18 protein-coding genes are annotated in these 22,304 nt (G+C 68.5%); 12 read left to right on the forward strand and 6 right to left on the reverse strand.

Features of this window, described 5'->3' with window-relative positions; translation table 11 throughout:
* Nucleotides 1-145: 145 nt before the first annotated feature.
* The 3 genes from ACSQ3D_RS19855 (at nt 146) to ACSQ3D_RS19865 (ending at nt 3,713) form a co-directional block, all read left to right on the forward strand.
* Nucleotides 146-2,497, forward strand: coding sequence for an NADP-dependent malic enzyme (locus ACSQ3D_RS19855; protein WP_056410948.1), 2,352 nt, complete (start codon nt 146-148; stop codon nt 2,495-2,497).
* A gap of 242 nt (nt 2,498-2,739) precedes the next feature.
* Nucleotides 2,740-3,147 (forward strand): ribonuclease domain-containing protein, encoded by a 408-nt coding sequence (locus tag ACSQ3D_RS19860; RefSeq protein WP_056171418.1) that lies wholly within the window; start codon nt 2,740-2,742, stop codon nt 3,145-3,147.
* Nucleotides 3,148-3,287: 140 nt separating this feature from the next.
* Nucleotides 3,288-3,713: a barstar family protein gene (locus ACSQ3D_RS19865; RefSeq protein ID WP_010464776.1), complete on the forward strand. Its 426-nt coding sequence runs from the start codon at nt 3,288-3,290 to the stop codon at nt 3,711-3,713.
* Between the two features lie 636 nt (nt 3,714-4,349).
* Here the strand turns inward: ACSQ3D_RS19865 and rsmA are convergent.
* From rsmA to ACSQ3D_RS19880, 3 genes are all read right to left on the reverse strand, one after another.
* Nucleotides 4,350-5,129 (reverse strand): 16S rRNA (adenine(1518)-N(6)/adenine(1519)-N(6))-dimethyltransferase RsmA, encoded by a 780-nt coding sequence (rsmA, locus tag ACSQ3D_RS19870; protein WP_056410945.1) that lies wholly within the window; start codon nt 5,127-5,129, stop codon nt 4,350-4,352.
* Between the two features lie 271 nt (nt 5,130-5,400).
* The gene (locus ACSQ3D_RS19875) at nt 5,401-6,819 is read right to left on the reverse strand and encodes a peptidylprolyl isomerase (RefSeq protein ID WP_396506367.1); all 1,419 of its coding nucleotides are present in this window, start codon (nt 6,817-6,819) and stop codon (nt 5,401-5,403) included.
* Between the two features lie 38 nt (nt 6,820-6,857).
* Nucleotides 6,858-9,383, reverse strand: a complete 2,526-nt coding sequence (locus tag ACSQ3D_RS19880; RefSeq protein WP_436128029.1) for an LPS-assembly protein LptD — start codon at nt 9,381-9,383, stop codon at nt 6,858-6,860.
* Between ACSQ3D_RS19880 and ACSQ3D_RS19885 the strand changes: the two genes are divergently transcribed.
* The 5 genes from ACSQ3D_RS19885 (at nt 9,382) to ACSQ3D_RS19905 (ending at nt 15,279) form a co-directional block, all read left to right on the forward strand.
* The gene (locus ACSQ3D_RS19885; RefSeq protein ID WP_436128030.1) at nt 9,382-10,560 is read left to right on the forward strand and encodes an aminoglycoside phosphotransferase family protein; all 1,179 of its coding nucleotides are present in this window, start codon (nt 9,382-9,384) and stop codon (nt 10,558-10,560) included. The two genes, ACSQ3D_RS19880 and ACSQ3D_RS19885, sit on opposite strands and share 2 nt — an antisense overlap.
* A 75-nt stretch (nt 10,561-10,635) precedes the next feature.
* Entirely contained in the window at nt 10,636-11,397 is a 762-nt protein-coding gene (locus ACSQ3D_RS19890) for a 16S rRNA (uracil(1498)-N(3))-methyltransferase (protein WP_436128031.1), read from the forward strand.
* 188 nt (nt 11,398-11,585) lie between these two features.
* Nucleotides 11,586-12,719, forward strand: a complete 1,134-nt coding sequence (locus ACSQ3D_RS19895) for a diguanylate cyclase domain-containing protein (RefSeq protein WP_436128032.1) — start codon at nt 11,586-11,588, stop codon at nt 12,717-12,719.
* A gap of 205 nt (nt 12,720-12,924) precedes the next feature.
* On the forward strand, nt 12,925-13,743 hold the full coding sequence (locus ACSQ3D_RS19900) for an SOS response-associated peptidase (protein ID WP_436128033.1): 819 nt from the start codon (nt 12,925-12,927) through the stop codon (nt 13,741-13,743).
* Between the two features lie 324 nt (nt 13,744-14,067).
* Nucleotides 14,068-15,279 carry an MFS transporter gene (locus ACSQ3D_RS19905; RefSeq protein WP_436128034.1) on the forward strand — a complete coding sequence of 404 codons (1,212 nt, stop codon included), beginning with the start codon at nt 14,068-14,070 and terminating at the stop codon, nt 15,277-15,279.
* On the opposite strand, the gene ACSQ3D_RS19910 is transcribed toward ACSQ3D_RS19905, so the two are convergent.
* Nucleotides 15,236-16,147: a LysR family transcriptional regulator gene (locus ACSQ3D_RS19910; RefSeq protein ID WP_436128035.1), complete on the reverse strand. Its 912-nt coding sequence runs from the start codon at nt 16,145-16,147 to the stop codon at nt 15,236-15,238. The two genes, ACSQ3D_RS19905 and ACSQ3D_RS19910, sit on opposite strands and share 44 nt — an antisense overlap.
* 160 nt (nt 16,148-16,307) lie before the next feature.
* Between ACSQ3D_RS19910 and ACSQ3D_RS19915 the strand changes: the two genes are divergently transcribed.
* The 4 genes from ACSQ3D_RS19915 to ACSQ3D_RS19930 all read left to right on the forward strand — a co-directional run bounded on the left by ACSQ3D_RS19915 (nt 16,308) and on the right by ACSQ3D_RS19930 (nt 19,559).
* Nucleotides 16,308-17,669 carry a M20/M25/M40 family metallo-hydrolase gene (locus tag ACSQ3D_RS19915; protein WP_436128036.1) on the forward strand — a complete coding sequence of 454 codons (1,362 nt, stop codon included), beginning with the start codon at nt 16,308-16,310 and terminating at the stop codon, nt 17,667-17,669.
* Between the two features lie 277 nt (nt 17,670-17,946).
* A complete protein-coding gene (locus tag ACSQ3D_RS19920) occupies nt 17,947-18,429 on the forward strand; it encodes a YidB family protein (RefSeq protein ID WP_056410913.1) in 483 nt (160 codons plus the stop codon).
* 214 nt (nt 18,430-18,643) lie between these two features.
* Nucleotides 18,644-19,078, forward strand: a complete 435-nt coding sequence (locus ACSQ3D_RS19925) for a DUF2628 domain-containing protein (protein WP_436128037.1) — start codon at nt 18,644-18,646, stop codon at nt 19,076-19,078.
* 70 nt (nt 19,079-19,148) lie between these two features.
* Nucleotides 19,149-19,559 carry a hypothetical protein gene (locus ACSQ3D_RS19930; protein ID WP_436128038.1) on the forward strand — a complete coding sequence of 137 codons (411 nt, stop codon included), beginning with the start codon at nt 19,149-19,151 and terminating at the stop codon, nt 19,557-19,559.
* A 34-nt stretch (nt 19,560-19,593) separates the two neighbouring features.
* Here the strand turns inward: ACSQ3D_RS19930 and ACSQ3D_RS19935 are convergent, their stop codons facing one another.
* Nucleotides 19,594-20,460, reverse strand: coding sequence for a lysophospholipase (locus tag ACSQ3D_RS19935; protein ID WP_436128039.1), 867 nt, complete (start codon nt 20,458-20,460; stop codon nt 19,594-19,596).
* A 200-nt stretch (nt 20,461-20,660) separates the two neighbouring features.
* Nucleotides 20,661-22,133 carry a M20 family metallopeptidase gene (locus tag ACSQ3D_RS19940; RefSeq protein ID WP_396506330.1) on the reverse strand — a complete coding sequence of 491 codons (1,473 nt, stop codon included), beginning with the start codon at nt 22,131-22,133 and terminating at the stop codon, nt 20,661-20,663.
* Nucleotides 22,134-22,304: the final 171 nt, after the last annotated feature.

Below are 22,304 nucleotides of genomic sequence, written 5' to 3' on the forward strand. Positions count from 1 at the left end.
ACTGATGCACCCGCATAAGCAGATCCGCTTACTAGGGTTTTTACCGGCATCGTCCTACAATCGCGGACCCTTACAAAGCTGACAGCCCGCGCGGAGCCGCTGCAGCCCGGTTTTTTTGCACCCACCCCTGAGTTGGAGACACTGAATGCCCGAGAACACCACGGCCCAGAACGAGAACAACAACAACGAATCCGACAAGCGCGCCCAACTGCGCCGTGCCGCTCTCGAGTACCACGAGTTTCCCAAGCCCGGCAAGATCGCCATTGCCGCCACCAAGCAGATGGTCAACCAGCACGACCTGGCCCTGGCCTACTCGCCCGGCGTGGCCGCCCCCTGTGAAGAGATCGTCAAGGACCCGGCCAACGCGTTTCGCTACACCGCACGCGGCAACCTGGTGGCCGTCATCACCAACGGCACGGCCGTGCTGGGCCTGGGTGACATCGGCGCGCTGGCCTCCAAGCCGGTGATGGAGGGCAAGGGCGTCCTGTTCAAGAAGTTCGCGGGCGTGGACGTGTTCGACATCGAGATCGACGAGAAGGACCCCGCCAAGCTGGTGGAAGTGATCGCGGCGCTGGAACCCACCTTCGGCGCGATCAACCTCGAAGACATCAAGGCGCCCGACTGCTTCTACGTGGAGCGCGAGCTGCGCAAGCGCATGAAGATTCCGGTCTTCCATGACGACCAGCACGGCACGGCCATCACGGTGGCGGCGGCCATGGTCAATGCGCTCAAGGTGGCGGGCAAGAAGATCGAGGATGTGAAGCTCGTGACCAGCGGCGCGGGCGCCGCGGCGCTGGCCTGCCTGAACCTGCTGCTCAAGGTGGGCGTGCAGCGCAAGAACGTGTTCGTCACCGACCTGGCCGGCGTGGTGTACGAAGGCCGCGAAGAGCTGATGGACGACGACAAGCGCCAGTTCATGCAAAAGACCGACGCGCGCAAGCTGGCCGAAGTGATCGCCGGTGCCGACGTGTTCCTGGGCCTGTCGGCCAGCAACGTGCTCAAGCCCGAAATGGTGGCCACCATGGCCGAGCGCCCGGTGATCTTCGCGCTGGCCAACCCCAACCCCGAAATCATGCCCGAGCTCGCGCACAGCGTGCGCAGCGACATCATCATGGCCACGGGCCGCTCGGACTACCCCAACCAGGTCAACAACGTCCTGTGCTTCCCGTACATCTTCCGCGGCGCGCTGGACAGCGGCGCCACCACCATCACCGATGAGATGGAAATCGCGGCCGTGCACGCCATTGCCGAGCTGGCCCAGGCCGAGCAGAGCGAAGTGGTGGCCGCAGCGTACGTCGGCGAGAAGCTGTCGTTCGGCCCCGAGTACCTGATCCCCAAGCCGTTCGATCCGCGCCTGATGATGAAGATCGCCCCGGCCGTGGCCCAGGCGGCGGCCGACAGCGGCGTGGCGCAGCGCCCCATCACCGACATGGATGCGTACCGCGACCGCCTGCAGGCCTTCGTCTACGCCTCCGGCACGACGATGAAGCCCATCTTCGATGCAGCCCGCACCGCCGCGCGCAAGCGCGTGGCGTACGCCGAGGGCGAGGAAGAGCGCGTGCTGCGCGCCGCGCAGATCGTGGTGGACGAGCGCGTGGCGCGCCCCACGCTGATCGGCCGCCCGGCCATCATCGCCCAGCGCATCGAGAAGTTCGGCTTGCGCCTGAAGGAAGGCGTGGACTACGACGTGGTCAACACCGACTTCGACCACCGCTACCGCGACTTCTGGCAGACCTACCACCGCATGACCGAGCGCAAGGGCATCACCCAGCAGGTCGCCAAGATCGAGATGCGCCGTCGCCTCACGCTGATCGGCGCGATGATGCTGCACAAGGGCGAGGTGGACGGCCTGATCTGCGGCACCTGGGGCACCACGGCCAACCACCTGCTGTACATCGACCAGGTGATCGGCAAGCACGCGGGCGGCGCCGACAGCACCGAGCAGGACGTGCCGGTGTACGCCTGCATGAACGGCCTGATGCTGCCCGGCCGCCAGGTGTTCCTGGTCGACACGCACGTGAACTACGACCCCACGCCCCAGGAGCTGGCCGAGATCACCGCGCTGGCCGCCGAGGAGATGATGCGCTTTGGCTTCAAGCCCAAGGCCGCGCTGCTGTCGCACTCCAACTTCGGCACCAGCAACAGCCCCAGCGCCATCAAGATGCGCCAGACGCTGGAGCTGCTGCGCCAGCAGGCTCCGTGGCTGGAGGTGGACGGCGAGATGCACGGCGACGTGGCGCTGGACGGCAAGGCCCGTGCGGCCGTCATGCCCGGCAGCGAGCTGACGGGCGACGCCAACCTGCTGGTCTTCCCCAACATCGACGCGGCCAACATCGCCTACAACCTGCTCAAGACGGCTGCGGGCGGCGGTATCGCCATCGGCCCGGTCCTGCTGGGCGCCGCGAAGCCGGTCCATATCCTGACGCCGAGCGCCACCGTGCGCCGCATCGTGAACATGACCGCACTGACCGTGGCCGATGCCAACGCGTTGCGGTAAGTCACCAACCGATAGCAAGTGCTAACTTAAAACACCTGCACCCCCTTTCAGCGTCTGCCCAAGTTTTGTGCAGACGCTTGCTTTTTGGGGGCCATTGAGTCACACTAGCGGGTCGAAATTTCGGGTTAACCCGTAGGTTTCTGGAGTCTGGACTTATGCAAACAAGGGGGCATGAAGTGCGTTTTCAGGGATAGGCGATTTGCCTGTCCAGGATTGCATAAGTCGTGTGAAAGGTTTCGTTGATGCTGAAGGCTGTAGCCACCCGGGCGCGCAAAGCAGGGGTTTTGTGTGTTCTGGGTGTTGCGTTCGTGCTGTCCCCGGTTGCGGGGCACGCCCGTAAATCCCCGTCCACAGACGGGTCCATCACCCCCATTGCACTGGCCGACTTGCCGCCCCAAGGGCGAGCGACGTATGCGCTGATCCTTGAGGGCGGGCCGTTTCCGTACGACAAGGATGGATCGGTTTTCGGCAATCGCGAGCGGCTGTTGCCCGCCCACCAGCGGGGCTACTACCGCGAATACACCGTCAGAACGCCAGGATCGCGCGACCGGGGAGCCCGGCGCATCGTGTGCGGCGGCAAGCCCCGGACCCCGGACGCCTGCTACTACACCAGCGACCACTACGCCAGTTTTCGCGAAATCGCCAAATGACACCCGTTGCGGTGCACACCTGCCAAATGAAACTTGGCAACCTGCACCGTATCCCATTGAATTCACCCATCGCAGGCTGGCCCTCGCAGCCCTGCGAGATGCCAGAAGTTTGTGGACTTTCTAAAGAAAGAGTAGCGGAGATGCAGACGCCACTTCGTAAAGACCTGGAAACGCCACTGCGTGGCGTGCGCACCAACATCGTGCAGTCCATCCGCGCCTTCCGCGTGCAGGACCTGCAGGATGCAGCCACTTCCATGGGTCACCATTTCTTGTACGCCAACCTGGCCCACGCGCAGTCCAAGCAGGATGTGCTGGACCTGATTGCCGGGCAATTCACCTTCCCGTCGCACTTCGGCAAGAACTTCGACGCGTTGTACGACTGCATGACAGACCCCTTGCACAAATCAGGCCCGCAGCCTGGTTTCATCGTCGTGCTGGAGCAGATCCCCGCCACCGGCAAGTTCGACAAGGAAGCCCGCGAGCAACTGCTCGACATCTTCCGGGACGCTGCCGACTACTGGGGCGACCGCAAGATCCCCTTCCGGTGTTTCTATTCTTTTCTGTAGCCCGTTCTGCATCCACCAGCCAAGCAGAACGGGCGAACGAGGCTCACGGCACCCCGGGTGTCGAGGTCATAGACATCGGCAGCGCAGCAGCAGCTGTTGCCACCGATCCCTCCGGCGAGAAGATGCCCACCGACAAGCTCGTGGACGTCTCGCCCATGGCGCTGCGCATGAGCAGCCCCTTCAACTCCGGGTACTGGCTCAGCGCCGCGTAGCAGGGGCATCCCCCTGAGGCGCTGCGCCTCGGTGCCACCGCCAGAGGCGGCGGCTCTTCGGGCTCGTCCAAGCCTGCGCAGGCAGGCTTGGATCCGCGGCCCTCAGCCCCTTCTCTCGAACGGCTGCGCCGTTCGGGAAGGGGGACGACACCAGCGCGGCGGGGCGGCCCTTGCGCGGTGTCTCTCGCCTTGGCCACGCCAGTTTCGGCGTAAGTGACGAAATCAGCGTACACGACTGCAGCGCGTGCCTGCTTCAAACCTGTTGACGTTTGACCGACGGGTTTGGCATCGCATCGGGACCGGTGCGACGTTGGCAGGCGTGCTTGCAGCTGCATCGTGCAGCCTGCCTGAGCCCTCAGACGCCCCTTATCACTGATCAAATTGACCGCTACCGCTTGTCCGGCAAGCGCTAACAGCTATCAATTCAAGAGCAAGCCTGCGCCAGCGCCACGTATTCGGCCACGGGCACTTCTTCGGCGCGGCGTTGGGTGTCGAAGGTGCCGGGGAACTGGCGGGCCTCGAGCCAGCGGCCCAGGGTGTGGCGCAGCAGCTTGCGGCGCTGGCTGAAGGCCACCTGCACCAGTTCTTCCAGCAGGGGCACCGACAGCGCAGCGGGCTCGGCGTGCGGGACCATGCGCACCACGGCGCTGTCCACGCGCGGGGGCGGGTCGAAGCTCTCAGGCGGCACGAACAGCACGTTCTCCATCGCGTAGCGCCACTGCAGCATCACCGACAGGCGGCCGTAGTCGCTGGTCGAGGGGCGGGCCACCATGCGGTCGATCACTTCCTTTTGCAGCATGAAGTGCTGGTCCTGGATGACCTCCACATGTTCGAGCAGATGGAACAGGATGGGCGTGGAGATGTTGTACGGCAGGTTGCCGACCACACGCAGCCGCAGGTCGGGCTGGCCCGCCTTGGCGCGAAAGTCCTGCGCCAGCTGCGTGAAGTCGACCCGCAGCACATCGGACTCGATCACGTCGAGATGCCCGTGCAGCCGCAGGCGCAGGGCCAGGTCGCGGTCGAGCTCGATCACCGTCAGGCGGCCCAGGCGCTCCACCAGAGGCTGCGTGAGCGCCGCCAGCCCGGGGCCGATCTCGACCATGGGGTCGCCCGGCTGGGGCGCGATGGCCTGCACGATGTCTTCGATGATGCTTTTGTCGGACAGGAAATGCTGCCCGAAGCGCTTGCGGGGAATGTGTTTCATGCCATGGGCCCGCGTGTGTGGTCGATGTGCGAGCTGTGACGAGGGCGCGCAGACCAGCGGCCGCCGCGCAAGGGCCGCTTGGCAGCGCAGGCTGCGCTTCGCTGGCGTGCACTGGCGGCGTCCCCCTTCCCGAGTCGCGCAGCGATGGGAGAGAAGGGGCTGAGGGCCGCGGCTCCAAGCCTGCCTGCGCAGGCTTGGACGTGCCCGAAGGGCCGCTGTCTCTGGCTGCGGTGCCGAGGCGCGCAGCGCCTCAGGGGGATGCACTGATTCTTCATTGCGGCGGGTCGCGGTATTCCACGTAGGCCCGGCCGCGCAGTTCCTGCGCCCAGGTGGCGTAGGCCTCGTCGAGCTTCTTCTCGCGCACCGTGTCGCGCGCCATGTCACGCTGCTCGCGCTGCGTGAGCTTGGCCTCGCGGCGCTCCAGCAGCTGGATCAGGTGCACGCCGAAGCGCGAGACCAGCGGCTCGCTGATGTCGCCGGGCTTCAAAGCGTTCAGGGCCTGTTCGAACTCGGGCACGTAGCGGCCCGGGTTGGCCCAGCCCAGATCGCCGCCTTCCTTGGAGCTGCCGTCCTGCGAATGCTCGCGCGCCAGCGCGGCAAAGTCGGCCTGGCCTGCCAGGATGCGGCGGCGGTAGTCGGCCAGCCGCGCCGCGGCGGCGGCTTCGGTCAGCTGGGGGCTGGTGCGCAGCAGGATGTGGCGTGCGTGGCTCTGCGTCACGGTGGTGGGCACGCCGGCGGTCACGCGCTCGACCACCTTCAGGACGTGAAAGCCCGCGGGCGACCGCACGGGGCCCACGATGCCGCCCACCGGCAGGCCCAGCGTGGAGTTCACGAACAGTTCGGGGTAGCGGTCGGCAGGGCGCAGGCCCAGCAGCCCGTTGTTGCGCTGGCCTTCGGGTGCGTCGGAGAGTTCGCGCGCGACGGTGGCGAAGTCCTCGCCGGCCCGCACGCGGTCGGCGGCGCGCTGGGCGCGTGCCTGGCGCTCGGCCACCTGCACGGGGCTGGCGTTCTCGGGCACCAGGACCAGCACGTGGCCCAGGTTGATTTCCATGGACGCGACGTCCATGCCCTTTTGCTGCTCGCGCAGGTACTGGTCGATGTCCAGGTCGCTGACCTTCACACGGGCTTCCACTTCGCGCTCGCGCAGGCGCTGCTGCAGCAGCTGGTTGCGCAGCTCTTCGCGAAAGCGCTCCTTGCCCATGCCGTCGCGGGCCAGGCGCCGGTACAGCTCGTCGGTGGTCATGTTGTTCTGGCGGGCCACGCCCTGCTCGGCCTGCGACACGGCGAAGTCGTCCACCTTGATGCCGGATTCCTTGGCCTGCTGCAGCTGCGCGCGCTCGACGATGAGCCGCTCGAGCACCTCGCGCGCCAGCACGTCGCGCGGGGGCTGGGCGCCGCCCTGCTGCGCCAGCTGGGCCTCGGCGCGGGCCAGGCGCGAGCGCACTTCGTTGTTGGTGATCGGCTCGGAATTCACCACCGCCACGATGTAGTCCGCAGCGCGCGGGCCGGCGCTGCTGGTGCCGCTGGCGCTGCTTTCAGGCGGCAGCGTGATCGACGGTGTGGCGGCCGGGCGCGACAGCCCCGTGCCCGCAGCAGCCCCTGAAGGCCGCAGGCCCTGCGCGGCGGCGCTTTGGGCCATGAGGGAAACCAGGGCGGCCGCCAAGGCCAGGGCAAATGCTCGTTGGTTCATGGTGTGGAGCGTAAGAGGTGACCGGGGCGCACGAGCGCCTAGTCGTAGTTGGTGAAACGGCTGGGCGTACTGACCTGCTCGCGCAGGTACTGGTAACGCGGCACATGTTGCTTGAAGGTTTCCAGCGGGCTGGAGCCCAGGCTCAGGCGGGAGAAGCCGACGAACTCCACCTGGAACAGCAGCCGGGTGTTGGAGGTGGTCACGCCGCTTTGCAGGCGCTCGAGCACCACGCGGCCGATCCAGCAGCAGCTGTCGTATTCGAGGCCCACCACGGTGTCCACGAGCTTTCGGTCCTGCAGGCTGTAGTTCAGGCGTCCCACGGTGTACCAGCGGTTGCCGCCCTGGCCCCGGCCGCGGCCCAGGTCCTGGCCCTTGTCGCCCCACAGGTCGTTCAAGGGCCATTGCCAGCCGATGTCGATCTGCTCGCTGGTGCCGCGCTGCAGGCGGTAGGCGGCGCTCACGGTGCGGTAGTTGCCCGGGCTGTAGCGCGCGCCGATGGTCGAGCGGATCGAACGCCCCGTCTTGGGGTTGTACTGCACGGTGGAGTCAAAGCCCCACTGCGGCGTCCAGGAGATGCCCGCGCCCAGCAGCACGTCCGACAGACGCTCGCTCACGGGCGCGCCGCCAGGCAGCGTCACCTGCTGGTCGGAGAACCGCACGCGCTGCGCAATGCCGAAACGCGCAGCCTCGGCGCCGGTGTTCGGGTCCAGCAGGCGCGTGCTCACGCCCAGCGTCAGCAGGTTGTTGTCGGCGATGCGGTCGTTGCCGCCGAACGCGTTCTCGGTGTAGATGGTCGCGAAGTTGAAGTCGTTGGCGGCCGTGTCGTACACGGGCAGGCGGCTCTGGTCGCGGTATGGCGTGTAGGTGTAGAAGGCGCGCGGCTCCAGCGTCTGCAGGAACGACCGGCCGAAGTACGCCGCGTCGCGCTCGAAGACCAGGCCGCTGTCCAGGCTGAACGTGGGCAGCGTGCGGCTGGCCGAGCGGTCGCCGTTGCTCAGGCCCGTGTCGAACTGGTACGTGGTGGCATGCAGCTGCAGACGCGGCGTGATGAAGCCACCGGGCGCCAGAAACGGCCGGCTGATCGCCGCCATGGCATAGCTGCGGTCGGCGTTGGGCTGGTTGGTCAGCGCCCGGGCCGCCTGAAAGCGCGTGGTGTCCAGTTCCACCGTGGCATCGAAGCCGCCGCCCAGCTGCGAGGGCACGTAGCGCCACTGCATCTGGGGCATGCGGTCGTACGGCGGCACGATGGGCGAGTTCACGTCCTGCAGCGTCTGCCACTTGAGGGTGCGCACCGAGGCGCTCATGTCGTTGGAGCCCCACGACAGGCTGGCGTCGTTGGGCAGCAGGCGCTGGCGCAGCGGCTCGGACGCGCGGCCGAAGTCGCGCCAGTAGTTGTCGTCGCTCACGCGGTTGACGTTGATGTTGAGCCCCACGCCGCCGATGCCGGTATCCAGCATCCCCTGGTGCTGGCCCGAATAGCTCCAGCGCATGCGGTCGCGCAGCCGGTCGCCGGGCATCACGTCGCCGCTGATCTGGCCCTTGTAGCTGGGCTCCAGGTAGCGGAACTCGCCGCCCAGGTTGGCGCCGCGCTTGGTCATCAGCGCCGCGCGCAGCGTGGCGTCGCGGTTGGGGGCGATGTTCCAGTAGTAGGGCTGCGAATAGGCCACGCCGTCGCGGCTGTCGAGGCCGATGGTCGGCGGCAGCAGCCCCGACTTGCGCTTGTCCGACAGCGGAAAGCTGATGTACGGGATGGGCGGCAGCGACACGCCCTTGAACTCCAGCACCGCGTTCTCAGCCGTGCCCACCGACTCTTCGTTGTCGATGCGGATGACGCTGGCGCGCAGCACCCAGTCAGGCTGCCAGCTGGCTTCGTCGCCCACCTGGCAGGTGGTGTAGGTGGCGCTGTGCACCACCGCGCGGTCCTTGTCGATGAAGTCCACCCGCTTGGATTCGCCGTGCGCCTGCGTGGCCAGAAAGCGGTAGCGCGCGTCGCTGAAGAAGCCCTCGAACGCATCCACGCGCAGCTCGAGCGCCGTGCCTTCGTAGACGTTGCCGGCGCGGTTCACGCGCACCTGGCCCCGGGCCTTGGCCAGGTCTTCGGGCACGTCGTAGTCCAGCCGGTCGGCGCGGATCACGGTGTCGCCCCGGCGCAGCTCGGCATTGCCTTCGATGACCGCGTTCAAATCGGTCTGGCCGCTGATGTGGTCACCCCGCACGAAGACGGGCAACTGGGGCCGCACCGCGTCCGGGATCTTTTCCTGCAGCAGGGGCGAGCTGCGCAGCGCGGGCGGCGCATCCCAGGCACTGCCGGCGGGCGCCGTACCGGCCTGGGCCAGGGCGGACAGGGGCAGGCCGCACCAGGCGAGCGCCACGCCATAGGCCAGGGCCCGCGGCACGGGCGGGCGCAACCGAGCGGCCTGTGCCGTGGCGGGCCGGGTCCGGAGGGAGGGGGTCTGCACGGGAGAAGGCTGGCTGCGTGGCACGTGGGGCGGTGGGCAGAGGGCGGACAAAAGGAAGACCGCGGCAGGGGAGCCCACAGCGGTTTGTAAAATCGGATTATCCATGAGCCACCCATCCCCCTCCCTGCCCGCCGTTCCACCCGCCTCGCCGGGCGGCTCAGCCCCCGCCGCCACGGCCGTCGCCTGGCCTGACGCAGCCCGCCACAGCGCCTTCGATGCGTGGCTCGCGCCGCTGGTGGGCCCCCACCAGTTGCTGCCCCACACGCTGCGCCCCGCCTCGGCGGATGCAAGCTTTCGGCGCTACCTGCGCATCGACAGCGCCAGCGGTGTGAGCCGCATCGTGATGGATGCGCCGCCGGACAAGGAAAACTGCCGCCCCTTCGTGCAGGTGCAGGCCCTGCTGGCTGCCGCGGGCCTGCACGTACCGCAGATCCTGGCGTGGGATGAGGCGGGCGGCTTCATGCTGCTGTCCGACCTGGGCCACCAGACCCTGATCGAACTGCTGGACCCCGCCCGGCCCCAGGACGCGTACGCCTGGTACCAGCAGGCCACCGATGCGCTGCTGGACTGGCAAAAGGCCTCGCAACCCGGCGTGCTGCCCGTCTACGACGAAGCCCTGCTGCGCCGCGAGCTGGCGCTGTTTCCGGACTGGTACCTCGGCAAGCACCGCGGCGTCACGCTCGATGCCACCCAGCAGGCCACGCTCCAGAGCGCGTTCGATGCGATCGTGGCGCACAACCTGGCCGCCCCCAGCGTGTATGTGCACCGTGATTTCATGACCCGAAACCTGATGGCGCCCAAGCCTGCGGCGGGCCGGCCCGCCCACAGCCCGGCCACACCCGCCGACGGCCCGCTGGGCGTGCTGGACTTCCAGGACGCGGTCTACGGCCCCATCACTTACGACATCGCCAGCCTGCTGCGCGACGCGTTCATCAGCTGGGAAGAAGAGTTTGTCATCGACATTACCGTGCGTTACTGGGAAAAGGCGCGCAAGGCCGGCCTGCTGGGCGCCAACAGCGCCAGCGGCTGGGGCAACGACTTCGGCGAGTTCTATCGCAGCGTCGAATGGATGGGCATGCAGCGCCACCTGAAGGTCGCGGGAATCTTTGCGCGCCTGACGCTGCGCGACGGCAAGCCCAAGTACCTGGCCGACACGCCGCGCTTCATGGCCTACATCGGCGCCACGGCCAACCGCTACCGCCAGCTCGGGCCGCTGCTCAAGATGCTGGACGAGATCGAAGGCACGCAGCCGGTCGTGGGCTTTGCCTACGGCCGCATGTAGGCCAGCCGCTCTCACCATCAAAACAGCCTCTGCCGCTCATTCAGCAAGCGCCAGCAGCTACCAACTTAATAGCATATGCCCCGTTTCCACTGCCCGGAGGTCCTGATCACCGGGGCCGAACTGGACCTGCCCCCCGGCGCCGCGCGCCACGTGCAGGTGCTGCGCCTGCAGCCGGGTGACGGCATCACGCTGTTCCATGGCGGGCAGGGCGCGGGCGACCCCGGCGGAGAGTTCGACGCCACCGTGCTGCGCATGGGCCGCAGCGACGTGCGCGTGGTGGTGGGCGCGCACCACGCCGTCGAGCGCGAGGCACCGCGCGCTGTGCACCTGCTGGCGGGCATCACCGCCAACGAGCGCATGGACTGGCTGGTGGAGAAAGCCACCGAGCTCGGCGTGGCCAGCATCACCCCGCTGGTGGCCGAGCGCAGCGTGCTCAAGCTCAAGGGCGAGCGCGCCGAGAAGAAGCTCGCCCACTGGCAGGCCGTGGCCGTGGCCGCCTGCGAGCAGTGCGGCCGCAACCGCGTGCCCGTGGTGCACGACGCGGTCGACCTGGCGGGTTGGGTGCGTGCGCACGGCGCGGCCACGGGCCTAGCCGGCACACCCGCCAGTCCGCAGCGCCTGCTGCTGTCGCTGCGCGCCGGCACGGCACCCCTGCGCGGCGCGGTCGAGCCGGGGAGCGAACGGGCCGTGGTCTTCCTGTCGGGCCCCGAGGGCGGGTTGAGTGCCGCCGAGGAAGATCTTGCACTGCAGCATGGCTTTGCCCCCACCACGCTCGGCCCGCGCGTGCTCCGGGCCGAAACGGCGCCACTGGCCGCCCTGGCCGCGCTCACCCTGTAGGCGGCCACCCGCACCCGGCGTCATCCCGCCCTGTGGGCCTGTACGCCCCGCAGGCCGAGGCCTAGAATGAAACGACGTCAGGCCCAGGCCCTCCCGGGGCGGCCTGCTGCTCCGTGCCTTGCGCGGTGATTGGTCCAGTCAGGAGCTTCGATTTGCGCGCACCGTCACGCTGGAAACGCTTGAGGGACGTGGTTCTCTCCACCGACCCCCGTCGGCGCACGCTGATGAGCGTGGCGCTGCTCGCGCTGGTGCTGATGAGCGCCAGCTCGGGCGTGATGCTGCTGGTGGCCGGTGCCAGCGATGCGACGAATGCGCCCGCCGTGCAGTGGTGGGCCGCCATCTCGGTGGGTGGGCTGGCCGTGATGACCGCCTTCATCCGATCCGGCCAGACCGCACGCCTGGCCGACCCTTCCCTGACCGTACCGCAGATGGTCTGGACCATCACCAGCGGCGCCGTGGCGTACGTGCTGGCCGGCGAAGCGCGGGGCATCGTGCCCAGCGTGCTGGCCATGATCCTCTTCTTCGGCACCTTCGGCCTCAGCGTGGCCGAGGTGATCGGCATCGGCGTGTACGCGCTGCTGGCCTTCAGCTGCGCGGTGGCCGCCACCACGCGCTTCAGCACCTCTCCCTTCGGCTACCTGGACACGGCCTACGCGCTCATGGTGCTCATCGTGCTGGGTGGCAGCATTGCGCTGAACCTGCGCATCCAGCGCATCCGCGCGCGGCTGAGCGAGCAGCGCCAGGCGCTGGCCCAGGCCCTGGCCGTGAACCGCGAGCTGGCCACACGCGACGAGCTGACCGGCCTGCCCAACCGCCGCGCCATGCAGGACCTGATGGACCTGGAGCACCGGCGCAGCCTGCGCAGCGGCCGCCCCATGCTGCTGGCCGAGCTGGACATCGACCACTTCAAACGCATCAACGACAGCCACGGCCACGCCACCGGCGACCGCGCGCTGCAGGCCTTTGCCGGCGTGGTGCGGGCCAGCGTGCGCGACACCGACGTGCTGGGCCGCTGGGGCGGCGAAGAATTCGTGCTGCTGCTGTCGGACACCCAGAGCGACGACGCGCGCGAACTGCTCGAGCGTGTGCGCCTGGCGGTGGCCGGCATGGAGATCCCGCACCCCTCGGGCAGCCTGCACATGACGCTGTCGGCCGGCCTGGCGCTGCACCTGCCCGGCGACACGGTGGAGCTGACGCTCGAGCGCGCCGACCAGGCGCTGTACACCGCCAAGTCGCTGGGGCGCAACCGCATCGTCGTCGCCCCGGTGAGCCCCCGCGTCGGCAGCAAAGGCCCCGGCAAGCCGCTCGGCGCCCGCGCCTGAGCGCCTGCAGGCGCACCGGTGGCCACGGCCTGGCAAGCGCCAAGGTGCCTCAGGCGGGCCACCGGTGCCGCAGCTCCACAGCTTCACAGCTCCATCACTTGGCCGCGCAAAGGCACTCCTTTTTTGATAGCTACCCGCGCTTGCCAATTCAGCGGTAGCGGGCATTTTTAATGGAAACCTCGGCACAGCCCGGTACCATCGCACCATGAGCACGCACTACGAAACCCTGCACCCCGTCGACACCTACCGCGAGGCGTTCGCCGTGGAGCCCCCCGCCGATCCCGGCGAGCGCCACCTGTGGCCGCGCAAGCCCGGGGGCTTCATCGTCCACGCCGCCACCGCCGCCGCCATTGCCAACCCGGCTGCAGCGACCACCGCCGCCGCCGTCGAGGCCTCCGGCGACAGCGCCCGTGACGCGGAAGCTGCCGCTGCCGAGGCAGAGGCAGCCGCCCCTGGCCAAGGCACTGCCGCAGCCACCCCTGCGACCACCCGCGTGTTCGTGCCTGCGCAGTGGGGCCTGGTGCCGCACTGGGTCAAGTCCGCATCCGACGCGAAGCTGCGCGCGCCCAAGCTGGTCAATGCCAAGTCCGACCTCGCCTCCACCGGCACCGCGTTCCGCGACGCATGGCTCAAGGGCCAGCGCTGCATCGTGCCCATGCAGGCGTTCTACGAAGACGACTACCGCGCCGGCAAGGCGCTGCCCACCCGCATCTCGCGGGTGGACGGCAAGCCCATGGGCGTGGCGGGCCTGTGGGCGCGGTGGCAGGGCAGCGACGGCGAAGTCATCGTGAGCTACTGCCTGCTCACCGTGAACGCCAACAACCACGCGCTGCTGCACCGCTACCAGCAGCCCGGCAGCGAAAAGAGCATGCCCGCCATCCTGAACGAAGGCGCCTACGACGCCTGGCTCACGGCCCGGCAGGACAAGGCCAAGGAATTCATGCGCCAGTACGCGCCGCAGTGGCTCACGGCCAACCCGGTGGAGAAGAAGGCGGACAAGGTGCCCAAGGGGTGGCTGGGCTGAAGCTCAGTGCGGCCCCGGTTGCCGTTGCACCCCGCTGAACCTCGCCGAACCCAACCTCACCCCACCCACCGTTCACGCTGAGCCTGTCGAAGCGCGGCGCAAGGCTTCGGCAGGCTCAGGCGCGGCCAGTCGAGACGGCATGGCGGACGACGGCGAAAGCGCCCCGCAGCAAGCCGGAGTTCAAGCACTGGCCGCCACCTTACCCACGGGGCGCTGCACGCTGGCTGATCCTCATCCACCGGCGTGCACAATGCCAGGGCCCTGCGCCTGGGTTCGATCCGGTGCGGTCTGCGCCCGACCCCTCCCTCGCCCCCCTCCATCACCGTGAACAAGAACCTCTGGCTGCTGGCCCTGTGCCAGGGCCTTTTCCTGACCAACAACGTCGTCTTCATCGCCATCAACGGCCTGGTGGGCCTGCAGCTGGCGCCCTTCGGCTGGATGGCCACGCTGCCCGTGATGGGCTACGTGGTGGGTGCCGCGCTCTCCACGCCGCTGGTGGCGCGCACGCAGGCGCGCTGGGGGCGGCAGGCGTCGTTCCAGATCGGGCTGGCGGTGGCCGTGGTGTCGTGCGGGCTGTGTGCGTGGGCGGCCTTCCATGCCAACTTCTGGATGCTGTGCGCGGCCACCCTGGTGGCGGGGTACTACAGCGCCAATGGCAGTCTGTATCGCTTTGCGGCTGCCGAATTGACCGCGCCGGACTACCGCGAAAAGGCCGTGTCCCTGGTGCTGGCCGGGGGCCTGCTCGGCGCGGTGGCGGGGCCCAACCTGGCCAGCGCCACGCGCACGCTGTTTCCCGTGCCGTTTGCGGGCGCCTATGTCGCGCTCATGGGGGTGGCGCTGCTGTCGATGCTGTGCATGGCTGCGATACGGTTCGCGCCCCGCACTGCACCGCGCGACGCCGCGGGTCAGCCCGTACAGGGCAGGCCGCTCGCCGAACTGATGCGACAGCCTGTGTTCGTGGTGGCCATCCTGGGGGCCGCGCTGGGCTATGGCGTGATGAACCTGCTGATGGCCGCCACGCCGCTGGCCATGCAGGTGTGCGGCTTCGGCTTCAACGACTCGGCGCTGGTGCTGGAGTGGCATGTGATCGGCATGTTCGCGCCGGGCTTCTTCACCGGCCACCTCATCAAGCGCCTGGGCGTGCTGCCCATCATGGGCACGGGCGTGCTGCTCAACCTCGCCTGCGTGGTCGTGGCGCTGATGGGCATCGAGCTGCACCACTTCGGCATTGCGCTGTTTCTGCTGGGCGTGGGCTGGAATTTTCTCTTCACCGGCGCCACCACGCTGTCGATGACGGCCTACCGGCCCGAAGAGAAGGACCGCGCGCAGGCCGCCATCAATTTCTGCGTGTTCGGCACGCTGGCGATGAGCTCGTTCGCATCCGGCGTGCTGGTCACCACGCAGGGATGGACGCTGCTCAACGCGGGCTCGCTGGTGCCCATCACCGTCACGGGCATGGCGCTGGCGTGGCTGGCGGTGCAGCGGCGGCGCGCTACGCGGGCGGGTGCTGATCCGGGCTCTGCACCGCAGTCGTGAGCCACTGCACGAACGCATCCACCGCCGCGTCCTCACGCCGGTCGGGCGCGACGAAGAGGCTGTAGCCGCGCGCGTCGCTGTCGTGGTGCGGGTGGGCCAGCGCCAGTTCGCCCGACTGCAGCTCGCGCTCCACGAAGTAGCGGGGCACCAGGCCCACGCCCAGGTCGGCACGCACGGCCTCGACCAGCATGGAGAACAGATCGAAGCGGTGGCCGCCCAGGCTGTGCGCGGGCACACGGATGATGCCGGCGCGGGCGAACCACGCATCCCACGCGCCCAGCCGTGAGCTCAATTGCAGCAGCGGCACGGCGCGAAAGTCCTTGCGCTCCATGGCGCGGCGGTGGCGGGATGCGGGTGCGCACACCGCCACGCAGACCTCGCTCATCAGCGGCGCGGGCTGCACGCCGGGCCAGGCGGCATCGTTGTACTGCACGGCCACGTCGAACGGGATCTCGGCCATGTAGATCTGCGTGGGGTAGACCTGCAGGTGCACGCTGCAGCCCTTGTGCGCGGCCAGGAAGGTGGGCAGGCGCGGCAGCAGCCAGCGCTCGGCGAACACAGGCACGCAGCCCACCAGCAGCCGCGCGCCGTCGGGCCGCTGGGCCATGGCTTCGAGCGTGTGGTTCTGCAGGCGCAGCATGTCGCCCACGATCTGCGCGTGGTAGCGGCGGCCCACGTCGGTCAGCGTGGAGCCGCGCGCGCCGCGCTGCACCAGCTGCAGGCCCAGCTGCCCTTCGAGCAGGCGCAGCTGCTGGCTGACGGCGCTGTGGGTGATGCACAGCTCCTCGGCGGCCTTGCTCACGCCGTGGTGGCGCGCCACCGCATCGAAGACGAGCAGGGCGCGGGTGCTGGGGATGTGGTGGCGCATGCGATGAGGTGTAAGAAAAACTGCCGGCTCGGCAGATTAAAGCAGAACCGGCGGGTGTGAATCGGTCCAACAATTGCATGGCATTTTGTGCTGCGTCACGGGCTCCATCGATGGAGCCATGCCGGCCTGCATCCCTTGTCTCGCCCTCTTTTGTCTGACCATGAAGAACCCTGCCCGCACCCTTCGCTTCACCCCTTTGGCTGGCGCCGTGGCCCTGGCCGCTGCCGCGCTGCTCGGCCCCGTGGCCCATGCCCAGGGCGCCGTGGCGCCCACGCCCACCACGCTGCGCCCGGCGGTGGACAAGGCCTACACCCAGCTCATGGCCGCGCCGCAGATCCAGAAGCTGCTTGATGCGGTGAAGGCCGACCACGACCGCGCGACCGACGACCTCAAGATGCTGACCGAGATCGAGGCGCCGCCGTTCAAGGAGCAAAAGCGCGCCGAGGCGTTCCTCGCCCGCGTGAAGGCGCTGGGCCTGACCAGCGCCGCCATCGACGCCGAAGGCAATGTGGTGGGCATCCGCAAGGGCACGGGCAACGGCCCCAAGCTCGTGATATCGGCGCACCTGGACACGGTGTTCCCGGCCGGCACCGACGTGAAGGTCAAGGAGCGCGACGGCAAGCTCTATGCGCCCGGCATCTCGGACAACACGCGCGGCCTGGCCGTGCTGCTGTCGTGGCTCAAGGTGCTGAACGACCAGAAGGTTTCCACCGTGGGCGACCTGGTGTTCGTCGGCAATGTGGACGAGGAAGAGCTGGGCAACCTGCGCGGCATGAAGCACCTGTTCAAGGAGCACCTGGACATTGACGGCATGGTGGCGCTGGAGCCCGCGCCCGACGGCACGGTGCTGGTGCTGGGCACCGGCAGCCACCGCCACGAGGTGACCTTCAAGGGCCCGGGCGGCCACAGCTATGCGGCCTTCGGCCAAGTGCCCAGCGCCATTCACGGCATGGGCCGCGCGATCGCCAAGATCGCCGAGATCCGCACGCCCGCCACACCCAAGACCACCTTCACCGTGGGCACGGTGGGCGGCGGCACGTCGGTGAACACCATTGCGCCCGATGCGCGCATGGCGGTGGACATCCGCTCCGACGAGATGGCGCCGCTGCTGGCCACCGAAAAGCAGGTGCTGTCGGCCATCGACGCCGCCGTGGCCGAAGAGAACGCGCGCTGGAGCGTGAACACGCTGTCGGCATCGACCAAGCTCATCGGCGACCGGCCCGGCGGCCGCACGGCGGCGGACTCGCTGATCGTGGAAGCCGCCGTGCGCGCCAACACCGCGTTCGGACGCACCACGGTGCTGGGCGGTGCCAGCACCGATGCCAACGTGCCGATGTCGCTGGGCATCCCGGCCATCGTGATCGGGGGCGGGGGCAAGACGGGCGGCTTTCATGCGCTGTCGGAATGGATCGACCTGACCGACGCCTGGAAGGGCGCGCAGACCTCGCTGGTCACGGTGCTGGGCCTGGTGGGTGTTCAGGGTGTAAGCGAGCCATTGCTGGAAAAGCGCCAGAGAAAGTAGCCCCCCTGAGCGGCTTCGCCGCTTCCCCCAAGGGGGACGCCGCCAGCGCGGCGGGGCGGCCCTTGCGCGGCGGCACTGGCCTTGGGCCGCGCCAGTATCGGCAGGTTGGGGACATAGCGGCGACCCCTCTCACCCGTTCGGGCTGAGCCTGTCGAAGCCAGGGCGCTGCGCAGTCAGCAACGCAGGGCGAGGCTGCGCTGAATTCACCTTTGTTGACACAGGGCGTGCCCCCGACTGCGTAACATCTGCCTTTTGTTGTCTTGCGCAGGAGATCGCCATGGGCTTGCTCGATTCCGTTTTGGGTGCCGTCATCAACAACGCGTCGCAGGGCAGCGCCAATGCTGCCAGCCACGGCGGTGCAGCCGGTGGGCTGGGCGGGCTCATCAGCCTGGCGGCGCAGAACCCGCAGCTCATCCAGGCGGTGATGTCCCTCATCAGCAACGACGGCCCGGTGGGTGGCCTGCCGGGCCTGATGGCCAAGTTCCAGCAGGCGGGGCTGGGCAATGTGATTGCGTCGTGGCTGGGCTCGGGGCCCAACCAGGCGATCTCGGGCGATCAGCTGTCGCAGGTGCTGGGCAGCGGCCCGCTGTCGCAGATTGCGGCGCAACTGGGCGTGGGCTCCGGTGCCGCAGCCGGGCAACTGGCCCAGGTGCTGCCGGGCCTGGTGGATCAGTTGAGCCCCCAAGGCCAGGCACCGCAAGGCGGGTTTGGCAATGCCAACGATCTGTTCGGCATGCTGGGCGGTTTGCTACAAAAATAGAAGCACGTAGCGCTGACTGAACAAGCGCTGCAGGGTTCCCCGGCATGTGGGCCGCTGTGCGTCTGTGTGTGCCGGTGCGTGCGGTTACCTTTCTTCACAGCTCAGAGAAGTTCTCACAGCCCTCCCCAAGGTGGTGCGCTTAGCATCTTGTGCCGCCGTCTCTGCCACTGCGCAGGCACGTCGCGTCACAACACCAACGAGAGGGATTTCCAGCATGAGCCAACCCAACGCCGACCACACCGGCACGCCGTCTTTCGAACCCGCAGCCCCGGCCAGCGCCACCGACACGGTGGAGTTGTCGGAGGCCTGGCAAAAGCGTTTCGCGTTGATCGAACGCGCAGGGGGCGTGAAGATGCCCAAGCTCAAGGAACTGAACTTTCGCGAGCGCATGGCCTGCAACTTCAATTTGCTGGCAGCCATCTTCGGCCCGTTCTACTACGCCGCCAAGGGCATGTGGAAGCGCGGGCTGGCTTACTGGGGAATGGCATTTGCAGGCATTTTGCTGCTGGAGTTGATCATCACGCTGGCCGGGTTCGGGCATGTTCTCAAAGGTGTGCACTACACCGGAGCTTGGGCTGCACTGTTCGGCATGATGGCCAACCGCGACTACTACAAGAAGGTCGTGCTCCATGACAACGGGTGGTTTTGACCTGCCTGCGCAGGCAACGTCCCACCCACTGCCACAGCAGTCCCCGCAGCCAGCGCCAGCGTCACCAGCCTTGCGAAGGGCGCAGCGCTGCATCCGTGCGGCGGCGGCCACCGGGCTGCTGACCACCGTCCTCACCATCTCCGTCACTGCAGGCGCGGCCATGGGCACGAACGGTGTGCCTTTCAGCTGGCCCTTGCTGCTGGAGGTGTTGATCCCTGCGGGCCTCACGGCGGGCATCCATTGGCGCAGCCGTATCGCGGCGGCATTGATGCTGGCTTACTTTCTGCTGTCCAAGGCGCTTTGGGTGTGGAACGACCTCTTGCTGCACGATGACGATGGCGGCGTGGCCTGGGCCGATGTCATGGACAGCCTGGACGCCTGCCTCAGCGGCGGTTTGTTCGTGATGGTCGTGCTGGTGTGTCTTTATGCAGCAGGGGTTTACGGCACGGTGGCCTGGCACCGGCTCCACCGCAGGCAGTGACGCGGCGCCCACCCGCAGTGCTGGCGCGGCGGCCTCAGGCCGCCGCGGGGTGCCGCGCCACCAGCCACCGCTGCAGCCGTTCGAACACGGGCTCGGCCAGCTCGGGGCATTCATTGAAGAGCTCGTGGTACAGCGGTTCGAAGCAGTGCGACTGCACCACGGCCGCGGGGGCAGCGGCCGCAAAGGCGCGGCTGCCAGCGGGGTTGACGAGCTTGTCCGCGCCGGCCCAGATCAACAGCGTGGGCACCGTCCAGTGCGCCGCGCAGGCCACGGTGGCGGGGCCGCCTTGGGCGATGAAGCGCGCCAGGCGTGCGCTGATGCGGTCATGGCACAGCGGGTCGGCCAGGTAGGCGGCCACCACGGCCGGATCGTGCGAGAGGTACTGCGCATCGAGCCCGTTGCCCACGCGCAGGTTGGGTGCCAGGCGCGGCAGCGTGGCCAGCAGCAGCTTCTGCACGGGGCCGAGCCCTGCGTCCAGTGCGGGCGACGACAGCACCAGCGCATCCACCGACCGCAGGTTCAGCGACACGAAACGCGCCGCCACCAGCCCGCCCATGCTGTGGCCCAGCAGCACCAGCGGCTGGCCGGCCGGCATGCGGGCGCGGGTGGCGTCCACCATGTCGGCCAGGTCGGCCAGCAGGCGCATGTCGCTGGTCAGCCCGCCGCGCGGCCCACCGGACTCGCCGTGGCCGTACTGGTCGTAGCCGCGCACGGCAAAGCCCCAGCTGTTGAGCCGGCGCGCGACAGGGTCGTAGCGGCCCACATGCTCACCCAGGCCGTGCACCAGCAGCACCGTGCCGCGGCAGGGTTCGCCGGGTGCCAGGGCCCAGTCCTGCATGGCCAGGTTTTCGCCATCGGCGGCGGTGAAGGTGCGCAGGGTCGAGACGGCGAGTTCGGACATAGGGGAGCAGCGATGAGGGGGCAATAAAAACAGGCAGGAGCAGGGTGGGGGCGGTGACAGGTGCGGACGCGGCAGCGCACCGGGATGTGCCCTTCTTCCATCCGCCCACCCGTGCGCACCCCGGACAAGGCCTGCGCGGCGCTGGGGCGGCTCGGCGTGAGCGGGGTTTATGGGATCGAAGGCGCGCGGGTAGGCCGGTATCAGGCCGACGCCACCGGCAATGCCGCGATCACCTGTGCCACGGCGGCGGTGAGCTTCTTGGCATAGGGCACGTGCAGGAACTCGTTGGGGCCGTGCGCATTGCTCTTGGGGCCCAGCACGCCGCAGACCATCATCTGCGCGGTGGGAAAGCCTTCGCTGAGCATGTTCATGAGCGGGATGGTGCCGCCCTGGCCGATGTGGCCGCAGGGCGCGCCGAAGTGGGCCTGCGATGCGTCGTTGAGCGCCTGCTCGAACCACGGCGTGGCGCTGGGCGCGTTCCAGCCGGTGGCGCCGCTGGTGCCCTGGAAGGTGACCTTGGCCTGGTAGGGCGCGTTGTCTTCGAGCAGGGCTTTGAGCTCCTGCACGGCCTGGCCGGCATCGACCAGGGGCGGCAGGCGCAGGCTCAGCTTGAACGCGGTGTAGGGGCGCAGCACGTTGCCGGCGTCCTGCAGCGCGGGGAAGCCCTCGGCGCCGGTCACGCTGAGCGTGGGCTCCCAGGTGCGCTTGAGCAGTGCCTGCAACGGGTCGGTGGTGGTGGGCAGCGCAAAGGTGGTGGCGCCGCCGCAGTCGTAGTGCGCCCAGGGGAAGCGCTTGTACACCTCTTCACCCAGGATGGCGGCCGTGGCGCGGGCCTGGGCCAGGCGGTCGGCAGGCACTTCGCAATGAAAGCTGTGCGGCAGCAGGCGGCCGGTGGCGCTGTCTTCCAGCCGGTCGAGCACCTGCCGCATGATGCGGAACGACGAGGGCACCAGGCCCGAGGCGTCGCCGGAGTGGATGCCTTCGGTCAGGATCTCGACCTTGAGCGTGCCGGTGGCCATGCCGCGCAGGCTGGTGGTGAGCCACAGCTGGTCGTAGTTGCCCGCACCCGAGTCCAGGCACACCACCAGCGCGACGTTGCCCATGCGGGACTTGAGCGCATCGATGTAGGGCAGCAGGTCGCGCGAGCCGCTTTCCTCGCAGGTCTCGATCAGGCCGACGATGCGCGGGTGGGGCACGTTCTGGCGCTTGAGCTCCTGCACGGCCGCGATGCTGGCGTAGACCGCGTAGCCGTCGTCGGCGCCGCCGCGGCCGTAGAGCTTGCCGTCCTCGTACTTGGGCGTCCAGGGGCCCAGGTCGTTGCGCCAGCCGCTGAATTCGGGCTGCTTGTCGAGGTGGCCGTACATCAGCACGGTGTCGGTGGCGCCGGCCTGGGTGGATTCGATCTCGAAGAACAGCACGGGGGTGCGGCCTGGGAGGCGTACGACTTCGAGCGTGAGGCCTGCGACCTTCTGCGACTCGACCCACGCGGCGGCGTTGCGCACCACGGCATCGAGCAGGCCCTGCTCGGCCCAGTCGGGCGAGAACATGGGCGACTTGGCAGGGATGGCGATGTAGTCGGTCAGCTGGCGGACGATGTCGTTGTCCCACGCCTGGCTCACCCGTTCCAGGGCCAGGTCGGGTTGCAGTGCGTGGGCGGGAATGCGGGCGTTCATGGGCGGCTCTCCTCGAAGGTGGGATGGGTCTCGTGGACCAAAACCACCATTCCAACACAACACCCGCGCGGGCGCCATGGCGCAAAGGCATGTCCCTGGAGTGCCCCGCCATGCAGCACCGCGCAGGCGGGAGCTCGCAGGCGGCAGCGCCCGCCAGGAACCAGGAGCCCT

This window comes from Acidovorax sp. LjRoot117 (genome assembly GCF_964252695.1).
In the GTDB taxonomy this organism is placed as follows: domain Bacteria; phylum Pseudomonadota; class Gammaproteobacteria; order Burkholderiales; family Burkholderiaceae_C; genus Acidovorax.

Excerpts from the sequence above, each read along its gene's own strand:
- ACSQ3D_RS19855 (WP_056410948.1), top strand. The coding sequence starts at position 146 with ATGCCCGAGAACACCACGGCCCAGAACGAGAACAACAACAACGAATCC.
- ACSQ3D_RS19940 (WP_396506330.1), bottom strand. The coding sequence starts at position 22,133 with ATGAACGCCCGCATTCCCGCCCACGCACTGCAACCCGACCTGGCCCTG.
- ACSQ3D_RS19920 (WP_056410913.1), top strand. The coding sequence starts at position 17,947 with ATGGGCTTGCTCGATTCCGTTTTGGGTGCCGTCATCAACAACGCGTCG.
- ACSQ3D_RS19910 (WP_436128035.1), bottom strand. The coding sequence starts at position 16,147 with ATGCGCCACCACATCCCCAGCACCCGCGCCCTGCTCGTCTTCGATGCG.
- ACSQ3D_RS19880 (WP_436128029.1), bottom strand. The coding sequence starts at position 9,383 with ATGGATAATCCGATTTTACAAACCGCTGTGGGCTCCCCTGCCGCGGTC.
- ACSQ3D_RS19935 (WP_436128039.1), bottom strand. The coding sequence starts at position 20,460 with ATGTCCGAACTCGCCGTCTCGACCCTGCGCACCTTCACCGCCGCCGAT.
- ACSQ3D_RS19865 (WP_010464776.1), top strand. The coding sequence starts at position 3,288 with ATGCAGACGCCACTTCGTAAAGACCTGGAAACGCCACTGCGTGGCGTG.
- ACSQ3D_RS19875 (WP_396506367.1), bottom strand. The coding sequence starts at position 6,819 with ATGAACCAACGAGCATTTGCCCTGGCCTTGGCGGCCGCCCTGGTTTCC.
- ACSQ3D_RS19890 (WP_436128031.1), top strand. The coding sequence starts at position 10,636 with ATGCCCCGTTTCCACTGCCCGGAGGTCCTGATCACCGGGGCCGAACTG.
- ACSQ3D_RS19885 (WP_436128030.1), top strand. The coding sequence starts at position 9,382 with ATGAGCCACCCATCCCCCTCCCTGCCCGCCGTTCCACCCGCCTCGCCG.
- ACSQ3D_RS19900 (WP_436128033.1), top strand. The coding sequence starts at position 12,925 with ATGAGCACGCACTACGAAACCCTGCACCCCGTCGACACCTACCGCGAG.
- ACSQ3D_RS19860 (WP_056171418.1), top strand. The coding sequence starts at position 2,740 with ATGCTGAAGGCTGTAGCCACCCGGGCGCGCAAAGCAGGGGTTTTGTGT.
- ACSQ3D_RS19915 (WP_436128036.1), top strand. The coding sequence starts at position 16,308 with ATGAAGAACCCTGCCCGCACCCTTCGCTTCACCCCTTTGGCTGGCGCC.
- rsmA (WP_056410945.1), bottom strand. The coding sequence starts at position 5,129 with ATGAAACACATTCCCCGCAAGCGCTTCGGGCAGCATTTCCTGTCCGAC.
- ACSQ3D_RS19925 (WP_436128037.1), top strand. The coding sequence starts at position 18,644 with ATGAGCCAACCCAACGCCGACCACACCGGCACGCCGTCTTTCGAACCC.